We start from the raw sequence: 20,255 nt of genomic DNA, 5'->3' as shown, positions 1-20,255 counted from the left end.
CCAGACAAGCAGGACCATGAGGCCGTAGTACGGGAACCAAATCGATCGGAATGAGTGCTTTGCGCGATATGTTGATGAATTCGCTCCCTAAATATCGACATAATCCGTCTTCAGCCTGCGCAGACTTTCTTCCAAACTGGATTCAATTCTCTAGCTTGAAAAGTCGAACGTATCCACACCATATCTGCCGGCTTTTGAAGATAAATAGAAGTTCTCGCGAGATGCTTGACTGATCGCTTTGCCTAATACCGTTTCGACTTTAGTGGCGCCATAATAAGGCGAAACATCAATATAATTAATACCGGCGTCAATAGCCGCATGTACTATTCGAATGGCTTCCGCGTCATCCGTTTGGCGAAATACGGAACCAAGGGAGGAAGCGCCAAAGCTAAGCTTTGAGACTTCCAATCCTGTTTTTCCTAATGGGCGATACTTCATAAAATCACTCCGTCCTTGAAAATAGCAATTTCCTTACTCGTTTTTCGGATACTAAAAGTTTGTGTTTCGAGCTTAATCGCTCCTTCATCATAGCTTGTAAAATTCTCTTGCATTTTCTCCAAATAATCTTGCTCTTTCTTGTTTTCCCCACGACTTCGGTATGGCACTTTCGATAATTTCCAGAACTTCGTCATAGGTAGCTGCAAGCAAGCAAACCGGCCAATCCGTTCCGAAAATGACCCGTTCAGGTCCGAAAACTTCCAAAACATGTTCGATATATCGTTTAAAATGCTGCGGTTCCCATGCTTGATGATCGGCTTCCGTCACCATGCCGGAAACTTTGCAAAATATATTCTGATGTCTAGACGCACGTTCGATTTGCACAGCCCATGACTCAAACACCTGCTCCGCGATACGCGGTTTGCCGATGTGGTCAATTACACCTCTCAATCCTGGAACAGCGTCGAGCAATTCATTAAGCTCGTTTAACTGATTCGATGTCACGAGCAGATCCACGGGAAAGCGCATTTCCGCATAAACTTGAAGCGCTTCCACAAACATGGGCTCGAGCAGCTTGCTTGCATCGGACATTTCTTGGATCATAATGCGAAAACCAACGAATTTCGGATGTTTCCGCCAACGTTCGAAATACTCCCGGTGAGATGGATCAAATAAATCCAGCCATCCGACAACGCCTAGAATCGAGTCCGAACGATCAGCAAGTGTAAACAAATACTCTGTTTCCTGATACGTAGGGGCTGCCTGAACGGTGATGGTGCCGTCTATGCTATGTTTCTTCAAATGAATTTTGAGATCTTCAGGCAGATAGTCTCTGTACAACACCGGTAGTTCAGGTGTAATCCATCCATAATCTGTTCGAGACATCGACCAATAATGTTGGTGAGCATCAATACGCATGGGAAAGTCCTCTCCTCTCGTCATGATTTTATTTTACGATATTAATAAGAATTTAAAATATCAGTTAATTGCAAATTTATATCCGATTTTGATATATTTGAACCAAACATAACTTACTGGAGGTCATCTGGGTGCAACCGATTCGCAAACCATTTTTTCTGGATCCGATCTTTCCATTCGAAATGGTTTATAAAGGTCTTTTTATCGATGATGCCATCTGCGAAAAAGAACAGGGTGATTTATTCCTCATCCCCGGCAACACCATCCACCGCGCATTTCCCTCCGCCATCGAACCTATTGTTTGCAAGTAGACTCGCTTGGTGATGGATATGAATCACTTGCGTGCTTTGAGATTGTCCGAAAAAGCGTGTGTCAGCGCCAGCCACCTTGCTTAACTCACATTTTACAAATAATCCCTATTCATATTAATTATTCCAAAATATAAAATAAGGAGACCGCTGCGTGAGCGGCCCTTTTTATTCCACTTATTTTGCTCTTTGACTGCGATACCAATCGTTAACTTCTTGAGAAATCTTATCTCCCCCGTAAGCAAACCACTTGTTCACAAATAAACAACATGATTTCTTGGAAAGTCCGCTGTTCAAGTTTTTGAAGAAGCTCCCATTTTGTTTTCATAGTTGGAGTAGGCGGCTTTGCAGCAGCGCCTCTGCAATCCCTGCCGATCCGCTCCATCTTCATTCTGCTATGAATTACCGTGGAAAGCTTCGTTTACAGTTCTACAACCGCTTTAATCACGCCGGTCTCCTTCGAGCTGAACCGATCAACCCTTCACTCCGCCCACGGTCATCCCTTGTACGAAGTGCTTCTGCAGGAAAGGATAGACGAGCAGAATCGGAACGCTGGCGATGATGGTCATTGTAGCCCGGATGGAGGTCGGAGTAACCGTGGTCACGTTTCCGCTTTGCGCATAGACGTCGCCGGACGATTGAGAAGTTGCAGTATTGGAAGTTTGCAAAATCTTCATAAGCTCATACTGCAGCGTGCTCAGCTTCAAATTGGATGAATTGTAAAGGAACACATCGAACCAGGAGTTCCACTGTCCCACCGCCACAAACAGAGATACGGTAGCCAGCGCCGGAATGGTCAGCGGTAGTACGACCCGCATAAAGGTAGTAAATTCGCCCGCACCGTCGATACGGGCTGATTCCAAAATCCCTTCGGGCAGCCCCTCTATGAAGGAGCGAATCACAATCATATTGAACACGCCGATAACGCCGGGAACAATATACACCCAAAACGAATCGATCAGACCAAGATTTTTGATGAGCAAATAGCCGGGAATCAGGCCACCGCTAAAATACATCGTAAATACGAAGAACATGGTTACGAACTTGCGCAGCACGTAATCCTGACGGCTGATGGTATAAGCCAGCATAGCCGTACTCAACACGGAAACCGCTGTTCCGATGACGGTCCGCAGCACGGAAATGAACGTGGAATGGTAGATAGAGGATTCTCCGAATATATATGTGTAGTTCTCCAGCGTCCACAGTCTTGGCCACACGTAGACGCCGCCCTTGATGGCATCGTTTGCGTCATTGAAAGAAACGGCAAGCATATTGACGAAAGGATATAAGGTGACGATCATCAGACAGATCATGAAGACGATGTTGCAGGTATCAAATATTTTATCGCTTAAGTTGGAATTACGTAAACGGGACGATTTCATATTTCGCATGATGGCGAGCCTCCTTTAGAACAATCTGCTTTCGCCCATTTTCTTGGCGATAAAGTTGGCGGAAAAGAGGAAGATGAAGCTGACGACGGTCTTGAACATGCCTGCAGCCGTTCCCAGCGAAAAATTGCTCATCGCCATACCGTACTTCAGCACGAATATATCAAGGTTTTCGGAATAGTCCGCATTCATTCCGTTGCCTAGCAGATACTGCGGCTCAAATCCCGATTCAAGAATATTCCCCAGACTCATAATCAACAAAATAATGATAACCGGCTTCAGACCCGGAAGCGTAATGTGCCGAATCCGCTGGAACCGGCTTGCGCCATCGATTTCGGCTGCCTCATATTGGGCCGGGTCGATGGTGGTAATGGCCGCCAAGTAGACGATGGTATTCCAGCCCACGTCCTTCCACACCTCGGAGACTCCGAGAATGCCCCAGAAATATTCCCCTTTAGCCAGCCACAGCACCGGATGGTCAATGAGATTAAATTGGGTCAAAATCTGATTGACAATCCCCTCTGTCGATAAAACCGTCAATACAATGCTTGACGCTACCACCCAGGAGATAAAATGGGGCAGATAGCTTACGGTTTGAACGACCCGCTTGAACAAAATATGTTTCAATTCATTCAAAAGAATGGCAAGCGTAATGGCGGTCACGAACCCTAACACCAGCTTAATGGAGCTCATGACCAAGGTGTTCCTTAGTACCCGGTAGAAGGTATTGTCCTGGAAGAGAAAGTTAAAATTGTTCCAACCGATCCATTCCTGAGCAAACAACCCCTTTGCCGGCCGGTATTTTTGGAAGGCCATTGTCCAGCCCCACAGGGGGACGTATTTAAAAACAAAAGCCCAAATCACAAAAGGGATGGACATAAATACAAGGGACCGCTGATAAATCAGGCGTTTAAAAAACGAAGACTGATTTAATTGTTTACCCAAAGCAGCGCCTGCTGACGAAATCGCAGGTTCTATCGGTTTCTCCACCTGGCAAAACTCCTTTCCGCAATCCAGAAAAATTCGATCTTACCACTTGCCGGCTATCCGATCCTTCACGGCCTTGGTGATGGTATCCTCATAGACCTTCTTGTCCAGCTTGTTCAGCTCGTTGATATATTCGTTCCATGTCGATTCGAATTTATCGGGAGATTCCAGAATCAGCCTCGACATATATTTCTTTTGAAGATCATCGGATTTGGTTGTGAAGATTTGTTCCGGCGAGCCTTGAGGAATGCTGATGGACCAGGCAGGGAACCATTTGCGCTCATCAGGCTTATTGAAATAATCGCTGAAGGTCTTTGCACCGTACGCTTCAAGAATCTTCTTGTCTCCATCGGTGTACAATTTAGTTGCTACTTCCGGCTGGTTGCCCGGCGAAAAAGCGTTGCCGTCCTTCAGAACGGAGTTGCTGCCGTATTTGGGCCAGTCGCTGGCGAAATAGGTGAACCCGAAGGTGCGGCTCAGCTCCGGATCTTCATGGTATTTGCTCTGGTCATCCTTGTAGTAAAAGCGGCCCTTTTCATCCACACTGTACGTTTGATCCTTAATTCCCCATGAAAGCAGAATCTGATTTTCTTCTTTTAGCATATTATCGAAGTACTTGATAATGCGAACCGGATCTTTGGCCTTCACCGTAATACCGATGGCATAGTTGCCGACAAATCCGGGCGGATCGATGTATTGATCTTTAATTCCCTTATCGAATACGATCGGAAGCGGCGCATAGCGCTTCTCGTCAATGCCTGCCGCCTTCAGGTTTTTGTTCGCGTCCCCTACCTGCCAGGCATAGTTAAAGTAACCGAGCACCCGACCGGAGGTCAGCTTCGCCAAATATTGGTCCTTGTTCATGGTGAAAGACTCCGGATCGAACAGACCAACGGCACTCATTTCATTCAGCTTCTTGATCCATCGCTTCTGATATTCGGTTCCCGCTACGATCTTTGCTTCATTCGTTTTCATATCCACGATGACGCCGCCGTCGTTAGGGTAACCTGCCAAGTGCATGGCCGGGTTTTGCAGGGTGAAGAAATTGTTGTTTACACCTGCCGACACAGTAAAGCCAACAGTATCCTTGCCATCCACTTTCGGATATTTTTCCTTGTACTTTTTGATCAGATCAAAGTATTCGTCAAGGGTCGTGATTTTCGGATAACCGAATTCTTTCAGTACAGAACGCTGAATCCAGAAAGCGCCTCCGCCGATATCCGGCCCTGCCATATATCCTTGGTCAGCCGTGAAGGGAAGCGTATAAACTTTGCCATCCTTTGCCTTCATTTTATTGAAATAAGGACCGTACACGCGCTTGATATTCGGTCCGTACTTCTCAATCAGATCATCCAGCGGAATGTAAGCTCCCGCATCCATCAACTTGGCCATCTCGCCGCTGGAACTGATGACATCTGGATAATCTCCGCTTGCGATCATGACCCCCGCTTTGGTAGCGCTGTCACCGACAAGGTATTGCAGCTTGAAATCCACACCGGTTTGCTTTTGCAATTCCTTGCCGATCGTTGTTTCACTTGCCAGTACATCCTTTTTGCCCTGCGAAAAGAGATAATACGAGTATGTAACAGAGGTTTTATTCTCGGATTCCGCTGTTGCTGATGCTCCCCCTGCCGGAGCGGATGAGGCGCTATCCTTGCTACCGCTGCACCCTGCCACTGCAGACGTTATCAGCATAGCCGCCAGCCCCGAAGTCAACACTTTTTTTACAACCATTTGACTTATTGCCCCTTTCGAATTGGATGATGCCTTGTAGACGCTTTCATTATATCAGCAAACCCAATTGATAATTAGACAAGAAAGTTTAGTTCATAGTATGAAAAGTATATGGAAATGCCGCATCCCTATAGTTTCTCCGTGAGCAGAGGCAGTACAATCTCAATGCGCGTACCTTTCCCTTCCTTGCTGTGGATGTTGAAAGCAATTCGCTCTTGATAGATGAGCCTAAGTCGGTAGAATGTGTTTTTGATTCCGACCCGTTCTCCCATGACATCGTCCTTAGCCAGATATCGGTGGATTTCTTCCAGCTTGGACGGGGACATGCCGATTCCGTTATCCTCCAGTGTAAATTTTAATTCGTTGGACTGAACGCCGATACGGATATGAATGATCCCCTTCTCTGGAACGGATTCGACCCCATGAATACTGGCATTCTCCACGAAGGGCAGGAAAATCATATTCGGAACCATACAATCGACTGCATGTTCATCTATCTGAACGTCGTATTCCAACTCGTCATCGAATCGGTATTTCTGAATTTCAAGGAAGCTTTTAATTACCTCCAGCTCCTCGCCTACGGTGATCCAATCCCGACTCCAGGATATCGATTTGCGGAACATTTTGGCCATGTTATGGATAATATCCGCCGTCTCGTCTTCACCTTTGATCACGCTTCTCATACGTATGGATTCCAGGGCGTTAAACAGGAAGTGGGGATTAATCTGACTGTGCAAGGCATGGAGTTGGGCCTGCTGCTGCTTTAGTTCCAGATCCTTCTTCTGGATATCCGCAAGGTAAACGTCGGTAATTAAACTGTCGATTCGTTCTGTCATCCGGTTGAATTCGTTCGTTAGCTGGCCGATTTCGTCCCTCCCCTCCTCGTGCGGGATGGTCTGGAAGTTTTGGTTTTTTACCTTCTTCATATGCTTTAGAATCCGCACAAGACGGACATGCAAAGACCGGGACATGGCGGCAATGATCATGGAGGGAACGACGAAATTAATGCACGCGAGCAAAATGACGAAAGAACGCGACTTCCGGACTTCATTTAAGACGATCTCTTTGTTCATTACACCGTGCAGCGCCCAACCTTCCAAATAATTGATCCCCGTATACGAGGCCTCGAAGCTCTCGGACTTTGACGGCAGAGGAATATCTTGGTACAGAACCGTCTGCAGGGCCCAATCGACATCTGAATCATTGCTGAACCGTACCCGCCCCTGGGGGTCGACGAGATACACCTTACCGTCAAAGCCGTTGTTGTGAAAATATTGGCTGATGGTCTTCATGTTCAGATCGATCTTGAGAATTTGATTGAAGCCGTTCGTGTAGTAGTTGTCCAGCCTCTGAATCAGGCTGAAAGACCGATCCGAGCATATGAGGGTAGGGAAAGGCGCGGAAAAAGACTTAAACTGGGTATACCAATCGGAGCTCTTCATCTCGTCGGTCAACGGCTCTATATAGCCGGACAGGATGGTGGGATTATCCGTGTATACTTTATACTGCATGGCACTTTGAAGATTTTTGTCGGAATTGGAAAATGTCCCCTTAAGATAAGAATTATAAGCTTCCACATAGTCAATCGCGCGTGGATAGCGGTGGGCAAGATTTTCGTTAAAGGTACGGTCGGCATAAAATGAATAGGATAAACCCGCTGCTTGGTCAACGACTGCTTTCAGCGATCCTTTGATATTTTCCAAGGCCAAATTGGCATCGCGGATTTTCTGGTTGCGGATATTCGTAGTGGTCGCATTATAGAATACGACATTTGTCATCACAATGGGAATGAATACAGACAGCACATACATGAGCAGCAATTTGTCACGCAGCTTCATATTATTCAAATGAATTTTTCTCACGTAAACACCACCTGTCTATTCTTTTTTTACCAGTTTGTTTCGATACTCCATTGGTGATAATTTTTCCAACTTTTCAAACTGGGTTACGAAATAGTTTGCATTCTGGATGCCCACCATTGCCGCAATCTCATACATCCGCAGGTCTGTTTGACGAAGCAATTTTTTGGCTTCCTCCACTCGCAGTTCAAGGAGGTAATCATTGAAATAGACGCCGTAGTGCTTGCGAAAGAGCTGCCCTAGATAGACGGAATTCAGATAGAATTGAGCGGCAATGCTTTTCAGGTTAATACTTTCTCTATAATGGGTGTCGATATATTTCTTAATCCTCGCGATATCCCCTTTGGACTTCTCTTTGCGCAATTGGTCGATATGCTCGGCCGCTTCTGTAATCATTAGCATAAAGTACTCCTTCAGCCGCCGTAAACTCCATGTGTGGTACTCCCTTTCCACCGTTTCCAGCAACCGCCGCTGCCCTTCATCATTACCATCCATTTGCTTTATTATCCTCATAACTCTGGTAATGAAACGGGAAAGCGAGCCGACAACAGCCGATGGGGAAAATCGCTGGTCATGAAAAATCTGAAACATGCTGTCTACCATTTCTTCAAAGGCTTCTTTATTGTTTTCTTCTAACTCCACCATGAACTGATTGAACATGCTTGGGTCCATCTCGATAATGTGAAGAGGCTTGTCCTTCACTTGCCCGTAAATAACAACATAGTTGTCGCCCTCGGCATACTTGTGCCTGAGTGCTTCATTAGCGCCGAGAAAAGACTGCCGCACGTGAGCGATGCTATGTACGGTGTCGCCTGCATAGATGGTCACATTATTGTTTAGAAGAGTGGAAATCTCAGTACGGATCGTCTTCAGAGCCTGCGTAACCACACTGCCCCAACGATTCAGAAGCTCTGTGCTAAATAGTATTCCGAATAGGCCGGGCTGCTGCTCAAGTACGTGGATACTGCCCCCGGCTTTGCCACAAGAACACATCATTTCCCGGAACGTTTTCAGACCAATCTGCGGTTGTCCCGGGGCAACCGAGATCTCCGCCAGTACATACAGGAATCCGGATACTCCCTCCAGTCCCAACACCTTAGCGTACCGCGCCGCATCTTCCTCTTGAACATTCTCCTGCACCAAAGCCTCTAGTATAGCAGCGACCGAATATTTCTCTTCTGTAAGCGCCGCCAATCTTTTTCTGTCGATCGCTGCTGCCAGTTTCTGAAGTGAGGCCCCCAGTTCCTTCACATCAATGGGCTTTAGGATATAATCCTGAACCCCATAACGGATCGCCTGCTGGGCATAATTAAAATCATTGTAGCCGCTGATAATAATGAATTCAGGGTCAATTCGCCCTGCTTCCTTTACGCTGCGGATTAGATCCAGCCCGTCCAACACCGGCATCATAATGTCGGTAATGACCAGATCAGGCTCCAGGCGGTTGATCATGTCCAGAGCTTCCCCGCCGTTTTTCGCCTCGCCAACGAGGGTAAACTTGTATTGTTCCCATCGGATCAACTTTTGCAGCCCTTTACGAACAAATACTTCATCGTCCACTAACAACACCTTGAACATGAGCTTGCCTCCTTCTGAAATCCTGTTCAGATTGAAAATTATTCTATCATATATAATTGATTCCAAAAAGAAGCCAATACCAACGAGAAATGGAAATTCTTTGGGGACCGTATAAATTGGGTAAAAAATAGAGGCCCAGGGATTCATCGTTAAGATAGAATCCGCCGAGGCCTCTTAAAAAAATTTTGATATTCATGCTATTACGTGGCTATTAGGCCGAATTGATGGTTTTTACTACGGCGTTGTACCCGTTTCCGCTTCATAAGCGGTACCGCTGACGGTGCTGCCACCCAATTCACCTACAAAAGTTGTAACACTTTGGGCAGGAAGCTGGGCTGTAAAGGAACCGCCCGACACATTGATGGCCGATCCGGCTGCCATATTTCTGCTGCTGTCCGTTACCCATGAAGATATCTTCGAGGTTGTCCCATTTTGCAGGACAAAGTTTTGGCTTACTGCTGAAGTGCCTCTGTTAATTGCAACAATAACCACCTTGTTTTTACCTTTGTATGCAGATGTGTAAATGTCTGTATTTGGATTCTTCGTTGCATCAACCCTTACATATCCGGGACGAACAAACTTCGAGAAATGAGCCATATTATAACCACGCTTGCTTATCGTACCGTCCTCTTTCATAGGCCCGTATTGCCTGCGGATGTACCACCATACGTATGCCTGAAAATCTCCCTCTACCATCGCATTGTGCATATGATAGGAAACATCCAACGCCTCGGGCCAGCGATCCGCCGAGTTAGCATCACTATTTGGATAATATACTTCCGTCATCCAGAGATCTCTTCCCGCTCCTTTTTGTTTGAAAAGAGGATAAGCGAAATCACTGAACTTGGTACCATAAGTGTGAGCGCCAAGAATATCCATATTAGCAAGAGCCTGCGGATCGTTCAAAATAGGGTCTGACATATTTTTCAGGTAAGAAAATGACTCCGGTGCGATTACCTTGCAATTAATGGATCCGGCATTTTCTTTCATAAAGCGAAGCATTTCTTGTGGAGTCCACCACGTCCAATCATGTGCATAATCAGGCTCATTTTGGACAGAAATAGCATACAGATCCACACCATTATTCTTCATATATGTAACGAAATCATTAAGATGCTGAGCATACGCAGCGTACTTGTCGTATTTTAGCCGCTTTGCATTTGTATCCCCATTACGATTGAAGGTTTCGACCATGTCACTGGGAGGATTCCATGGCGAAGCAAAAACGATGGCTCCCTGTTCAATTGCACGTTTGGCAGTTGGCAATTCCCGGTACCAATTGTTTCGATTATCGTCGACATAAATTCTTAAAACGGAAAAGCCTAACTGATTAGCTCCATTGCCAAAAGCTGTTTCTCTTTGAGCTGCTGTCAAATCTCCAATCCAAGCCGGATGATTGATTCCTCCAAAACCGCGAATCACTTGTTTTTCCGCCGATAAATTAACTTGTACATCACTTGCCGCCGAGACTTTGGTAGGCGCCGGCACGGTTAACATGAGCGGCAGCGTAATTGCACATGCCAATAATACATGAATTGATTTTTTAACACCTGAAAGCATTACTTTCATCTCCTCACAAACTGATATTTTGATAACTTCCGTTTTACATCTGTTAGATAACCTGTTCTGACCACCTCCAATACCTTGCCTTGTAGGCGCTTTCATTCATTATATCAGTAAACTAATTTCATGATTAGACAAGAAAGTTTAGTTCGTAGTATAAAAAGTATATAAATCATTATATCGGCTACTACCTGACGGTTCAAAATATAATCGAGCAGATCGCCATCAAACTGGCCAGAATCTGCTCGTTTTGGTATTTATTATATCGGGCAGGAGAAGGTTCATGAATCGTTAAGAGCGACACAATAGAACACAAAGATGTCGCAATTGCGCAGGCAGCTTCTACACCCTGTAAGCCCGCATCGCTTTGCGGAGCTCTTTCCACGAAGGGCGCTTGCCGTACATCAGCACGCCGGTGCGGTAAATTTTGGCGGCCAGCCAGGCGAGGCCGAGAATCGCGGCAAGCTGGATGGCGATGGACAGCCATATTTCCCAGACGGCCGGGCTGCTCATGCCAATGCGCAGGAACATAATCAACGGCGAGAAGAACGGCACGTAGGACATCGCCACGACAAAACCGGCGTTCGGATTGCTCAGCCCGAACATGGCGATCATAAATGCGGCGACGATGAGAAAAGTGACCGGCATGATCGCCTGCCCGACCTCTTCGGTGCGGCTGACGAGCGAACCTATGGCAGCGAATACGGTCGCGTAAATAAAGAACCCGAGCAGGTAAAAAATCAAGAAATAGACGAGCATGGAAATTTGAATGTCCGACCAGTTGAGATGCAGTTCCCGGATCAGCTTGCTGTTGCCGGACAATCCCAGATTGACCGCCGCGGCCGCCAGGGTCAGCGCAATTTGCAGCAGCGCCAGCAGGCAGATGCCGATGATTTTGCCGAACATTTGCTTAAGCGGCGAAACGCTGGTGATCAGCACCTCCATCACGCGCGAGCTTTTTTCCGACGTGATTTCCATAGCTACCATGTTGCCGAAGCCGATGACGCCCATATACAGCATAAACAGGAGCACATAGACGAGCGCATAGGCCATGACCATTTGCGATTCCGTTTTGCCTGCCGCCGCCTGATCCGATGCTGAAATTTGCACCGTTTCCAGACTTACCGGCGCTTGCATGCTGCTCATTTGCGCTGCGCTCAAACCGGCGTTCCGGAGAACGACATCCGTCTTGATCAGCTGCAGCGCCGATAGCAGCTTGCTTTTGAGGCTGAACTCCATCGTGCCTTCCGATTTATAGACGGCTTTCGGAAATCCCGCCTCCATCGCATCCGTGAACTCCAGATAGCCTTTAATCTTCTTGTCGGCGATTTGCTGCATGCCCAGAGCTTCGTTCCCCGCCGCACTCCCTGTATCTTGCAGCATGACGATAGCGATATCCGAGCTGCCCTGCTTGCTGTAGTAGTCCGCCAGTTTGCCGGCTATTTCGCTTTGCTTCCCGGCGAACACGCCGATTTTATCGGCTTCATGCGAGGACAGCTTATCGATCATCGTCGGAAGATGAATCATGACGGACAATAGCAGCACGATAATCAAACACATCACTCGAAACGACTTGGAACGAAACCGCGACATGAACGTAAATTTGACGACTGTCCACATGCTATTCATGCGTTTTCCCCACCTTTTTGATGAAAATTTCGTTCAGCGTCGGCTCCATGATCTGGAAGCGGTTCACGGGCGATTGGCTGAGGGCAAGCTGGAGGATTTGCTGACCTGCCGAAGGATCGATCATGCGCAGCTCGCAGCCGTTCACATGTTCCGTGACGGAGACGACGCCCGGAATGTGTTCCAGCCCTTTGACCGGCCGCTCCGTTTCCAGAATCACCCTTTCTTTCGGAAAGGTCGCCTTAATCTGTTTCAGGCTGCCTTGGACGACCGTATTGGATTTGTGCAAAATGCAAATATGTTCGCAAAGCTCCTCGACATGATCCATCCGATGGCTGGAAAAGAGAATCGTTTTGCCTTCGTCGCGCAAGCTTTTTACAGTCGTCTTGAGCAGTTCCACGTTCACGGGATCCAACCCGCTGAACGCTTCGTCCAGAATCAAAATCTCGGGATTGTGGATGACGGCGGCGATAAACTGGATTTTTTGCTGGTTCCCTTTGGATAGCTCTTCCACCCTCTTATTGTAATACTCCGGCACTTCGAACCGCTCCAGCCACGCCTTCAGGCTCGCCTCCGCCTGCTTGCGCGGCATACCGCGCAGCTCCGCCAAATATACGATCTGCTCGCTTACCTTGATCTTCGGGTACAGGCCGCGTTCTTCGGGCAAATAGCCGAGCAGCTTTCTTAATTCCTCGCGGTAACCTTGCCCTTTCCAAACGATTCGCCCTGCATCCGGGTATATAAGTCCGAGCACCATCCGCATCGTCGTCGTTTTTCCCGCGCCGTTCGCACCCAGCAAACCGTAGATTTCTCCCTGCTTGACGTTAAGATTAATGCCGTTAACAGCCGTTTTTTCACCATACTGCTTCGTCACATGCTCCACCTGCAGCGGATATGTCATTCTGCTCCCTGCCCTTCGTCTCTCATTTGGCGGTCCATCAAAAATCCGAGAATCTCATCCAGCTCCACCGCCTGGGTTTGCAAAATTTTCACGCCGATCCGCTTCAATGCCGCCTCCGTCTCGCCAGGCGCATTGCTGACGATCTTCACCGTGGCGGAACCGCCGCGCTCCTCAAGCGATACGACGCCGGCGAGCTGTGAAAGCGGCTGTTCGGACCGCTCCACCCAAAACCTTTTCCAGCCGTCCAGCAGCACGTCTTTCTCGTACATGCCAAGCAGCTTTCCTTGATGTATAAAAGCCACGTAATCGGCCATGCGCTTCACTTCGTCCAGAATGTGCGTGGCGAGTAGCACCGTCTTCTGTCCACGATCCATAAAGTTTGCGATCTCGTCCATCATCATCCGCCAGGCGAACGGGTCCAGCCCCGCCGTCGGTTCGTCCAGCAGCAGAACGTCGGGATCGTAGGCCATCGCATAAATAAAAGCCAGCTTGCGCTTCATCCCTTTCGATAAATGGGCCAGCTTCTGCCCGTTGTCCAGACCGAAGCGCACAAATAAATCGCGAACCAGCGACTCGTCCCAATTCGGATACCAATAAGCGACGAACTCGGTCAGTTCTTTTACTGTTTTGAAACCCGATTCGCTCCATTCCTCGGACTCCGACACGTAGCCCACCCGCCGCTTGAGCGCAATTTCATCCTGCTCGTACTGCCGGCCCAGCAGCCTGATTTCCCCGGCTTCCGGCTTTGTGACATTCATCAGCAGGCGGAACAAAGAGCTTTTGCCCGAGCCGTTCGGACCTACTATCGCAACGATGTAGCCGGGCTCTACCTCCAAATCCATCGGGCCTATATTTATTTTATCGAGCGTCTTGCGCAAGCCCTTAATCGATACGGCCAACGTTTGACCAGATCCGTTCATCATACATCGCTCTCCTCCTTGCCATTCATCTCTTGCCGAAGGGCTTCCTCAAACAAACCTCTGAGCTCTTCTGCCGTGCAGTTGACCGTAAGTCCCGTACGGATCGCCGCCCTCATCGCTTCCGACACCGCATCCCTGCGGTAGCGCTCTCTCATTGATGCCCCGACCTGAGCCACGAAAGTGCCTGTTCCCTGCCTCGTCCGGAGAATCCCTTCGTTCTCCAAATCCTGGTACACCCTGCGGATCGTAATGATGCTGCACGACAGATCGCCGGCAAACTCGCGGATCGAAGGAAGCAGCGTTCCTTCCGCCAGCTGCCCGCTCAAGATGAGCGCTCTGAGCTGAACTTCAATCTGATGGTACATCGGCTCCGCGCTGTCTGCGGATATTTGTATCGGTATATGATGCATCGCTTTATCCATGCAGATCACGCTGATTCAGCCTTTTGGCCAGCATATTCCCGCTAACGTACACAGCAGCAGCCGCAAGAAGCAGCGAGACCGCAGGAATCAACAGCCCGTAATGCCGCACCCACTCCATAGTAACGATCCAAATCGGCTGCCCGGCAGCCGCAATCCATAACAAATATGCACTGATCGCATAGACAGGCAGCAGTATGAGACTGCGTAATAAATAGGCTTTGCCATGAACCCCTAATTCCCAGTACACGCACAGGCTCCCCATCATAATCGAATACCCCATCCAAGTCAGTGCCAGACTCACAAAATCGCCCAAGTCCGGGACTGTCCTGCCGAATATAGCCAGCATCGCGTAATTGCAGGAATAAAATACAACCGACATGGCGATGACCATAATTAAAATTTGTAAAAAACGGCTGTAAATAATGACCCGATTCGACACTGCCATTGTTTTCAAGAAAAACAGTCTTTTCGTGAACGCATCCGTTTTCCAGTAGCTCATATACTCTTTAGTAAGCGAAAATCCCAGACTCGAAACGACCGTCAGTATAAAAAAATTGCTTGCAAGCGCCAAAAATACCGATGCCGCTCTGGAGTCCAACGCTCCTGTCAAAGGCCCAACCATCGTGTTTAAAGCCAAACCGCAGTACCCGTAAAGCAAAATACTTCCCAAATGCACCAGCCACTTATTCTTAAGTTCATGCGAAGCCAAGTACCAAGCGTCCTTCATAATCCGGTCTCCAAACATCCTCTCACCTCAGTGTGTCTACTGTGTATATTGATATGTACAGTATATACACGAAAAAACCGAAAAGCAACCACATATACAAAAAAAGGCAAAGCCCGCGAGCGGATTTCCCGCCATTGGCTTCGCCTTATTGCGTTTTTTGCTGTTCGGATTATTTGTACAATATATCGTCCTTCAACGTCGCTACCTTAGCTAGCACCTGTGCGATATCCGCTTCGCCGACTCCAAAATGCGCCAATGCATCGTGCAAATGTGTCGCAATCGCTTGAAAATGCGCCGGTTGAAGATTCATGCCGGCATGCGCTTTAGCCATCGACGTTCCCGTATACTGATTCGGACCGCCTAACGCAAAGCTGATAAATTTCGTCTGATGCTTCCTCTGCTTGTCCATATCGGTATTTTTGAAAAAGCCGTTCACGGTTTCATCCGCCAAAACCAATTCATAGAAGTAATCAACTACTTTACGAATTGTATCTTCACCGCCAAATTTTTCGTACAATGCTGTAGTTTCCATCGCTTCTCACACTCCTGGTCTGAATTTGCTCACTTAGTATGCCACAAAAAAAGGCCGAGCTATGTGATTCAAATCACACATTCGACCTTTTTTGCCAGTTACTATCGTCCCAAAATGACATCCAGCACTGGCTTCGTCTCCCCGCCCGGATATAACACATACAGCAGCACATAGACGATTACTCCGGTCGGCGCTGTGAGCAGCCAAATGATTGCCGCCCATCTGCCAATCCGCTTATGCTTCAGAAAACGCTGCTTGTAGGCAAGCCACAAAGTGACCAAGCCCAGCACACCGCCTACCGTTGCCAGCGTAATGTGGAAAGAGAGAAACAAGTGATACGGAAGTTTCAAGCTTTCCGGACCGCCGAACGCCGTATTTCCTGCAAACAGCGTTCTGGACGCATAGATCAAGAAAAAAGCCAGAGCAAAAATAGCGCCAAACACCATCAGTCTCTGATGAGTCTGCCGGTTTCCTTTGACGATATGATACCATCCAAAACCGACCAGTATTGCGCTTATAACGATGAATAGAGTACTGATAGTTGGCAGAATGTGCATCTTACCAATCCTTTCTTTCTACGCTCGATTCCAGTTGGGATTGCGAGATTCCGCCCCCTCCTGAAGGTTAAAGGAGTCAGAATCGTCTTCCTCTTTCCTTTCTCTACGATACCATTTAAAAAATACATACGCCAGTACGGAACCATAGACAATTTCTTGAACAATTTTCATAATGACCCCGCCAAGCTGCTGATCGTCCAGCGGCGGCAAATGAGGAAATGGAACCACGACATCCCGATACATATCGTAAATGACCGTTTCCGAGAAAATGATGAGCGCACAAGCCGGCGTCAGAAGCACGCCATTGCCGAAAATGTAAGCGATCTTCTTCAGCTCGCTGAGCCGGTTGAGCTCCGGAATCGGGCAAAATACCGGGAACCACATGATGAACGCAGCTACAAGCAGCACCGTATGGTAGCCAAGCAAAAGCAGTTCATTCTTCATGAGCCCGTCCATAATGAAAGGCATATGGTAAATCGAGAACAGCATATTGAATAAGAAAAGCGCAATGAGCGGTCTCGTAAAAAACGAGAACAGCACTCTTACCGCTGTAATTTTCAAAAGGGGGCGAATGAGCGAGGCCGGCAAGCCGGACCAGATGAAAATCGGCACGATCAAATACACGATCGTTTGCTGCAGCATATGCATGCTGAACAAATAGTGATGTCCGATATAATTGATCGGGCTTCCTTGTCCGATGTAGAACAGAGCCAGCCCTGTGTAAAATGAGCTCTTTTGGCCTAACGTAACTTCTTCCGCATCAGCAGACGGTTTATTCCCTTTAGCGACCAAGCGGCTGTATACATAGCCGATAATAATAAGCACCAGCAGCAATACCGGACTCCACAGATCAAAAAATCCGCCTATTTGGCTCATCATTTCCATTTGTCTCCTTTCAGTACAGCTCAGCATCCCGGCCTCATGGGAGAGGCCACTTAAAAAAAGAGGAGGCACTTTGTTGAAAAACAAAGTTGCCTCTTCCAATTCGTTACCACCACATCCAGTAAACCGCCGCGATTACGCCTGTCAGAGCGACGATAGCGCCCCCTCCGATAAACATCAGCGGAAACAGATGGCCTCTTTCCTTCGCATGCATCCAGAACAACAGTTGGATCAACGCCTGAACGATCGCCAAGGTAACAATAAAGATGAAGATAAAGGAACGATCCAATCCTCCGTACAGTACAATTGCAAATGCCAGCATCGTAAGGATGATCGAAATAATGTAAGACAAATAGTGATTCAACGGCGACTCGTGCTTTTGCCGCTTGTTCGATGCGGGTGCTTCATGCAGATTGCTGCTCATCTTAATGACCCACCTTCCCCATCAGATAAACTACTGTGAAGATGAATACCCATACCAAGTCGATAAAGTGCCAATACAGCGAGGCAACATAAAACTTAGGTGCGGTTACAACGGTCAGTCCTTTTTTCAAGCCTTGCAAAATCAGCAGCGTAATCCAGCAAATCCCGAACGCTACGTGCGCTCCGTGGAAACCGACGAGCGTATAGAAAGATGTAGCGAATGCGCTCGTTGTGAATTTATGTCCTTCATGCACGTACTCAACAAACTCGTAAATCTCCAGACCAAGGAACGAAAGACCGAACAATACGGTGATCAAAAGCCAGAACAGCAGTTGACCCAGCTTTTGGCGATGCATGGCAATGATAGCGAACACGCTCGTCAAGCTGCTCGTCAACAAGATAAAGGTCGACCAGCCGACGGTTGTAAGCTTGAAAATTTCCTGGGCCGTAGGGCCGTCAGGCACTTGATTGCGAAGCGCGATGTATGTTGCAAACAGACAACCGAATAATACGACCTCTGCGCCGAGAAATAGCCAGAAACCAAGAACTTTATTTTTCCCTTCAAGGGTAGCCGTTTCCGGGTTGGCAGGCAAAACGCCAGTATGATGAGTACTCATGCCTTAACCCCCTTGTCTTCAAGCTCTTCCGGTTCGATATGCCAGCCGTGGTCGTCGTATACGGAACGCAGGAACATGGCGATTAATGTAACGGCGATGCCTGCTCCGGCAACATAGAAGTCTTTATACATAAATCCGAAACCTGCAATGAACAAACCGAGCGACATAACCAAAGGCAGGATCGATGGCGACGGCATATGAATCGAACCTACGGGCTCTGCCGGGATCATCTCTTTGTTGCCGGCCATTTTTTCTTTCCACAATGCATCCTGACCGCGAACAAGCGGAGTTTGCTTGAAGTTGTACTCAGGTGCAGGGGATGAAATCGTCCACTCCAGAGAACGTCCGTCCCACGGATCGGCAGGAGCCGTCTTAGGCTTGACGGATGTAACGATGATGTTGATCAGGAAAACCAAAGTTCCGATACCCATCAGGAACGCGCCGATGGTACTGACCAAGTTGCCCACCTCTAGATCATGCCCAGGTTGGTAAGTAAATACGCGTCGAGGCATACCCATCAAACCAAGGAAATGCTGCGGGAAGAACGTCAGATGGAAACCGATAAAGAACGTCCAGAAATGAACTTTGCCCAAAGCTTCGTTCAGCATGCGGCCGAACATTTTCGGCCACCAGTAGTACAGACCTGCAAACAAGCCAAGCACCAGACCGCCTACGATAACGTAGTGGAAGTGAGCTACGACGAAATATGTATCGTGGTACTGGAAATCCGCCGCGGGAACCGCGAGCATAACCCCGGTAGTTCCGCCCATGACGAATGTCGGGATAAAAGCAGTTGCAAAAATGTTTGCAGTTGTAAAGCGGATTTGCCCGCCCCACAGCGTGAACAGCCAGTTAAAGATTTTCACGCCCGTTGGTACTGCGATCGCCATAGTAGCGATTGAGAAGATCGAGTTGGCTACAGGACCCAATCCTGTCGTAAACATATGGTGAACCCAAACCATGAAGCCCAAAAATCCGATCAAAACGGTTGCAAAAACCATGGAGCTGTATCCGAAAAGACGCTTTCTGGAGAACGTGGATACGATCTCGGAAATAATACCGAAAGCCGGAAGAATCAGAATGTAAACTTCGGGGTGTCCGAAAATCCAGAACAGATGCTCCCAAAGCACGTTGTTGCCGCCTCTTGCCGCATCGAAGAACGCTCCTCCGAACACGCGGTCGAACATCAGCTCGACAAGTCCTACCGTAATCGCCGGGAATGCAAGCACGATCAGACCCGAAGTAATAAATGCCGTCCATGTAAACATCGGCAGACGCATATAAGTCATGCCAGGCGCACGCATATTGATAATCGTAACGAGGAAGTTAATCCCCCCGATCAGCGTACCGATACCGGCAATTTGCAGACCAAGGACGTAGAAGTCGGTACCCTGGATATTTTTTTCCAAAGTCTGCGCCCAATCGGCAGTGGTGATCGTGGATAACGGAGCGTAACCCGTCCATCCGGCGCTAGGCGCTCCGCCCAAAAACCAGCTTGTGTTCATGAGCACGCCGCCCAGGAAGAACAACCAAAATCCAAGCGAGTTCACGAACGGGAACGCAACGTCGCGTGCTCCGATCTGCAAAGGGACGATGGCGTTCATGAAAGCAAAGATGACCGGCATCGCCGCAAAGAAGATCATCGTCGTTCCATGCATCGTTGTCAATTGGTTAAAAGTGTCCCCGATGAAAATATGCTGAGACGGGTACGCAAGCTGGATCCGAATGAGAATCGCTTCAAGTCCTCCGACGAGGAAGAAGAATCCGCCCGCGATCAAGTACAGGATACCGATTTTCTTATGGTCGACAGTCGTGAGCCAATCCATCAGTCCGCTGTATCTTTTAGCTGTGTGAGAGTGAGCCAACGTATTTACC

General features: G+C 48.0%; 19 protein-coding genes and 1 pseudogene. 1 reads left to right on the top strand and 19 read right to left on the bottom strand.

The features are described 5' to 3' along the window. Nucleotides 1-90: 90 nt before the first annotated feature. Nucleotides 91-438, bottom strand: a pseudogene (locus AC0LWT_RS14935) (aldo/keto reductase); the annotation flags it as partial. An 87-nt stretch (nt 439-525) separates the two neighbouring features. Next, nucleotides 526-1,356 (bottom strand): amidohydrolase family protein, encoded by an 831-nt coding sequence (locus AC0LWT_RS14930; protein ID WP_474682054.1) that lies wholly within the window; start codon nt 1,354-1,356, stop codon nt 526-528. A gap of 131 nt (nt 1,357-1,487) precedes the next feature. Here AC0LWT_RS14930 and AC0LWT_RS14925 point away from each other — a divergent pair, with 131 nt between their 5' ends. Then, nucleotides 1,488-1,667 carry a hypothetical protein gene (locus tag AC0LWT_RS14925; protein WP_474682053.1) on the top strand — a complete coding sequence of 60 codons (180 nt, stop codon included), beginning with the start codon at nt 1,488-1,490 and terminating at the stop codon, nt 1,665-1,667. Nucleotides 1,668-2,137: 470 nt separating this feature from the next. Here the strand turns inward: AC0LWT_RS14925 and AC0LWT_RS14920 are convergent, their stop codons facing one another. The 17 genes from AC0LWT_RS14920 to ctaD form a co-directional block, all read right to left on the bottom strand. Further along, entirely contained in the window at nt 2,138-3,055 is a 918-nt protein-coding gene (locus tag AC0LWT_RS14920) for a carbohydrate ABC transporter permease (protein WP_474682052.1), read from the bottom strand. Nucleotides 3,056-3,070: 15 nt separating this feature from the next. Beyond that, the gene (locus tag AC0LWT_RS14915) at nt 3,071-4,030 is read right to left on the bottom strand and encodes an ABC transporter permease (RefSeq protein WP_474682269.1); all 960 of its coding nucleotides are present in this window, start codon (nt 4,028-4,030) and stop codon (nt 3,071-3,073) included. Between the two features lie 51 nt (nt 4,031-4,081). Next, nucleotides 4,082-5,773 (bottom strand): ABC transporter substrate-binding protein, encoded by a 1,692-nt coding sequence (locus tag AC0LWT_RS14910; protein WP_474682051.1) that lies wholly within the window; start codon nt 5,771-5,773, stop codon nt 4,082-4,084. Between the two features lie 128 nt (nt 5,774-5,901). Next, nucleotides 5,902-7,635, bottom strand: a complete 1,734-nt coding sequence (locus AC0LWT_RS14905; protein WP_474682050.1) for a sensor histidine kinase — start codon at nt 7,633-7,635, stop codon at nt 5,902-5,904. 15 nt (nt 7,636-7,650) lie between these two features. Beyond that, nucleotides 7,651-9,210, bottom strand: a complete 1,560-nt coding sequence (locus tag AC0LWT_RS14900) for a response regulator transcription factor (RefSeq protein WP_474682049.1) — start codon at nt 9,208-9,210, stop codon at nt 7,651-7,653. Between the two features lie 234 nt (nt 9,211-9,444). Beyond that, nucleotides 9,445-10,770 carry a glucuronoarabinoxylan endo-1,4-beta-xylanase XynC gene (xynC, locus tag AC0LWT_RS14895; RefSeq protein ID WP_474682048.1) on the bottom strand — a complete coding sequence of 442 codons (1,326 nt, stop codon included), beginning with the start codon at nt 10,768-10,770 and terminating at the stop codon, nt 9,445-9,447. Nucleotides 10,771-11,115: 345 nt separating this feature from the next. Next, on the bottom strand, nt 11,116-12,402 hold the full coding sequence (locus AC0LWT_RS14890; protein WP_474682047.1) for an ABC transporter permease: 1,287 nt from the start codon (nt 12,400-12,402) through the stop codon (nt 11,116-11,118). Then, nucleotides 12,395-13,300, bottom strand: coding sequence for an ABC transporter ATP-binding protein (locus tag AC0LWT_RS14885; protein WP_474682046.1), 906 nt, complete (start codon nt 13,298-13,300; stop codon nt 12,395-12,397). The genes AC0LWT_RS14890 and AC0LWT_RS14885 overlap by 8 nt, the downstream gene beginning before the upstream one ends. Further along, nucleotides 13,297-14,223: an ABC transporter ATP-binding protein gene (locus AC0LWT_RS14880; protein ID WP_474682045.1), complete on the bottom strand. Its 927-nt coding sequence runs from the start codon at nt 14,221-14,223 to the stop codon at nt 13,297-13,299. The genes AC0LWT_RS14885 and AC0LWT_RS14880 overlap by 4 nt, the downstream gene beginning before the upstream one ends. Then, the gene (locus tag AC0LWT_RS14875) at nt 14,220-14,642 is read right to left on the bottom strand and encodes a GntR family transcriptional regulator (protein WP_474682044.1); all 423 of its coding nucleotides are present in this window, start codon (nt 14,640-14,642) and stop codon (nt 14,220-14,222) included. Before AC0LWT_RS14875 ends, AC0LWT_RS14880 begins: the two co-directional genes overlap by 4 nt. Continuing rightward, a complete protein-coding gene (locus AC0LWT_RS14870; RefSeq protein ID WP_474682043.1) occupies nt 14,635-15,369 on the bottom strand; it encodes a hypothetical protein in 735 nt (244 codons plus the stop codon). The genes AC0LWT_RS14875 and AC0LWT_RS14870 overlap by 8 nt, the downstream gene beginning before the upstream one ends. Nucleotides 15,370-15,538: 169 nt before the next feature. Beyond that, nucleotides 15,539-15,901 (bottom strand): group I truncated hemoglobin, encoded by a 363-nt coding sequence (locus AC0LWT_RS14865; protein ID WP_474682042.1) that lies wholly within the window; start codon nt 15,899-15,901, stop codon nt 15,539-15,541. 101 nt (nt 15,902-16,002) lie between these two features. After that, nucleotides 16,003-16,458: a DUF420 domain-containing protein gene (locus tag AC0LWT_RS14860; protein WP_474682041.1), complete on the bottom strand. Its 456-nt coding sequence runs from the start codon at nt 16,456-16,458 to the stop codon at nt 16,003-16,005. A gap of 18 nt (nt 16,459-16,476) precedes the next feature. Then, a complete protein-coding gene (locus AC0LWT_RS14855; protein ID WP_474682040.1) occupies nt 16,477-17,337 on the bottom strand; it encodes a cytochrome c oxidase assembly protein in 861 nt (286 codons plus the stop codon). Between the two features lie 109 nt (nt 17,338-17,446). Further along, entirely contained in the window at nt 17,447-17,764 is a 318-nt protein-coding gene (locus AC0LWT_RS14850) for a cytochrome C oxidase subunit IV family protein (protein ID WP_474682039.1), read from the bottom strand. A gap of 1 nt (nt 17,765) precedes the next feature. Then, nucleotides 17,766-18,380: a cytochrome (ubi)quinol oxidase subunit III gene (locus AC0LWT_RS14845; protein ID WP_474682038.1), complete on the bottom strand. Its 615-nt coding sequence runs from the start codon at nt 18,378-18,380 to the stop codon at nt 17,766-17,768. Beyond that, complete coding sequence (gene ctaD, locus AC0LWT_RS14840; protein WP_474682037.1) at nt 18,377-20,245, bottom strand: cytochrome c oxidase subunit I; 1,869 nt, start codon at nt 20,243-20,245, stop codon at nt 18,377-18,379. Before ctaD ends, AC0LWT_RS14845 begins: the two co-directional genes overlap by 4 nt. Between the last annotated feature and the right edge of the window lie 10 nt (nt 20,246-20,255).

Source organism: Paenibacillus sp. sgz302164 (assembly GCF_056120505.1).
Note: the sequence above shows the minus strand (reverse complement) of the source record. Positions and strands in the feature narration are given on the sequence as shown.

Excerpts from the sequence above, each read along its gene's own strand:
- AC0LWT_RS14930 (WP_474682054.1), bottom strand. The coding sequence starts at position 1,356 with ATGCGTATTGATGCTCACCAACATTATTGGTCGATGTCTCGAACAGAT.
- AC0LWT_RS14920 (WP_474682052.1), bottom strand. The coding sequence starts at position 3,055 with ATGCGAAATATGAAATCGTCCCGTTTACGTAATTCCAACTTAAGCGAT.
- AC0LWT_RS14910 (WP_474682051.1), bottom strand. The coding sequence starts at position 5,773 with ATGGTTGTAAAAAAAGTGTTGACTTCGGGGCTGGCGGCTATGCTGATA.
- AC0LWT_RS14900 (WP_474682049.1), bottom strand. The coding sequence starts at position 9,210 with ATGTTCAAGGTGTTGTTAGTGGACGATGAAGTATTTGTTCGTAAAGGG.
- xynC (WP_474682048.1), bottom strand. The coding sequence starts at position 10,770 with ATGCTTTCAGGTGTTAAAAAATCAATTCATGTATTATTGGCATGTGCA.
- AC0LWT_RS14890 (WP_474682047.1), bottom strand. The coding sequence starts at position 12,402 with ATGAATAGCATGTGGACAGTCGTCAAATTTACGTTCATGTCGCGGTTT.
- AC0LWT_RS14885 (WP_474682046.1), bottom strand. The coding sequence starts at position 13,300 with ATGACATATCCGCTGCAGGTGGAGCATGTGACGAAGCAGTATGGTGAA.
- AC0LWT_RS14880 (WP_474682045.1), bottom strand. The coding sequence starts at position 14,223 with ATGATGAACGGATCTGGTCAAACGTTGGCCGTATCGATTAAGGGCTTG.
- AC0LWT_RS14875 (WP_474682044.1), bottom strand. The coding sequence starts at position 14,642 with ATGGATAAAGCGATGCATCATATACCGATACAAATATCCGCAGACAGC.
- AC0LWT_RS14870 (WP_474682043.1), bottom strand. The coding sequence starts at position 15,369 with ATGAAGGACGCTTGGTACTTGGCTTCGCATGAACTTAAGAATAAGTGG.
- AC0LWT_RS14865 (WP_474682042.1), bottom strand. The coding sequence starts at position 15,901 with ATGGAAACTACAGCATTGTACGAAAAATTTGGCGGTGAAGATACAATT.
- AC0LWT_RS14860 (WP_474682041.1), bottom strand. The coding sequence starts at position 16,458 with ATGCACATTCTGCCAACTATCAGTACTCTATTCATCGTTATAAGCGCA.
- AC0LWT_RS14855 (WP_474682040.1), bottom strand. The coding sequence starts at position 17,337 with ATGATGAGCCAAATAGGCGGATTTTTTGATCTGTGGAGTCCGGTATTG.
- AC0LWT_RS14850 (WP_474682039.1), bottom strand. The coding sequence starts at position 17,764 with ATGAGCAGCAATCTGCATGAAGCACCCGCATCGAACAAGCGGCAAAAG.
- AC0LWT_RS14845 (WP_474682038.1), bottom strand. The coding sequence starts at position 18,380 with ATGAGTACTCATCATACTGGCGTTTTGCCTGCCAACCCGGAAACGGCT.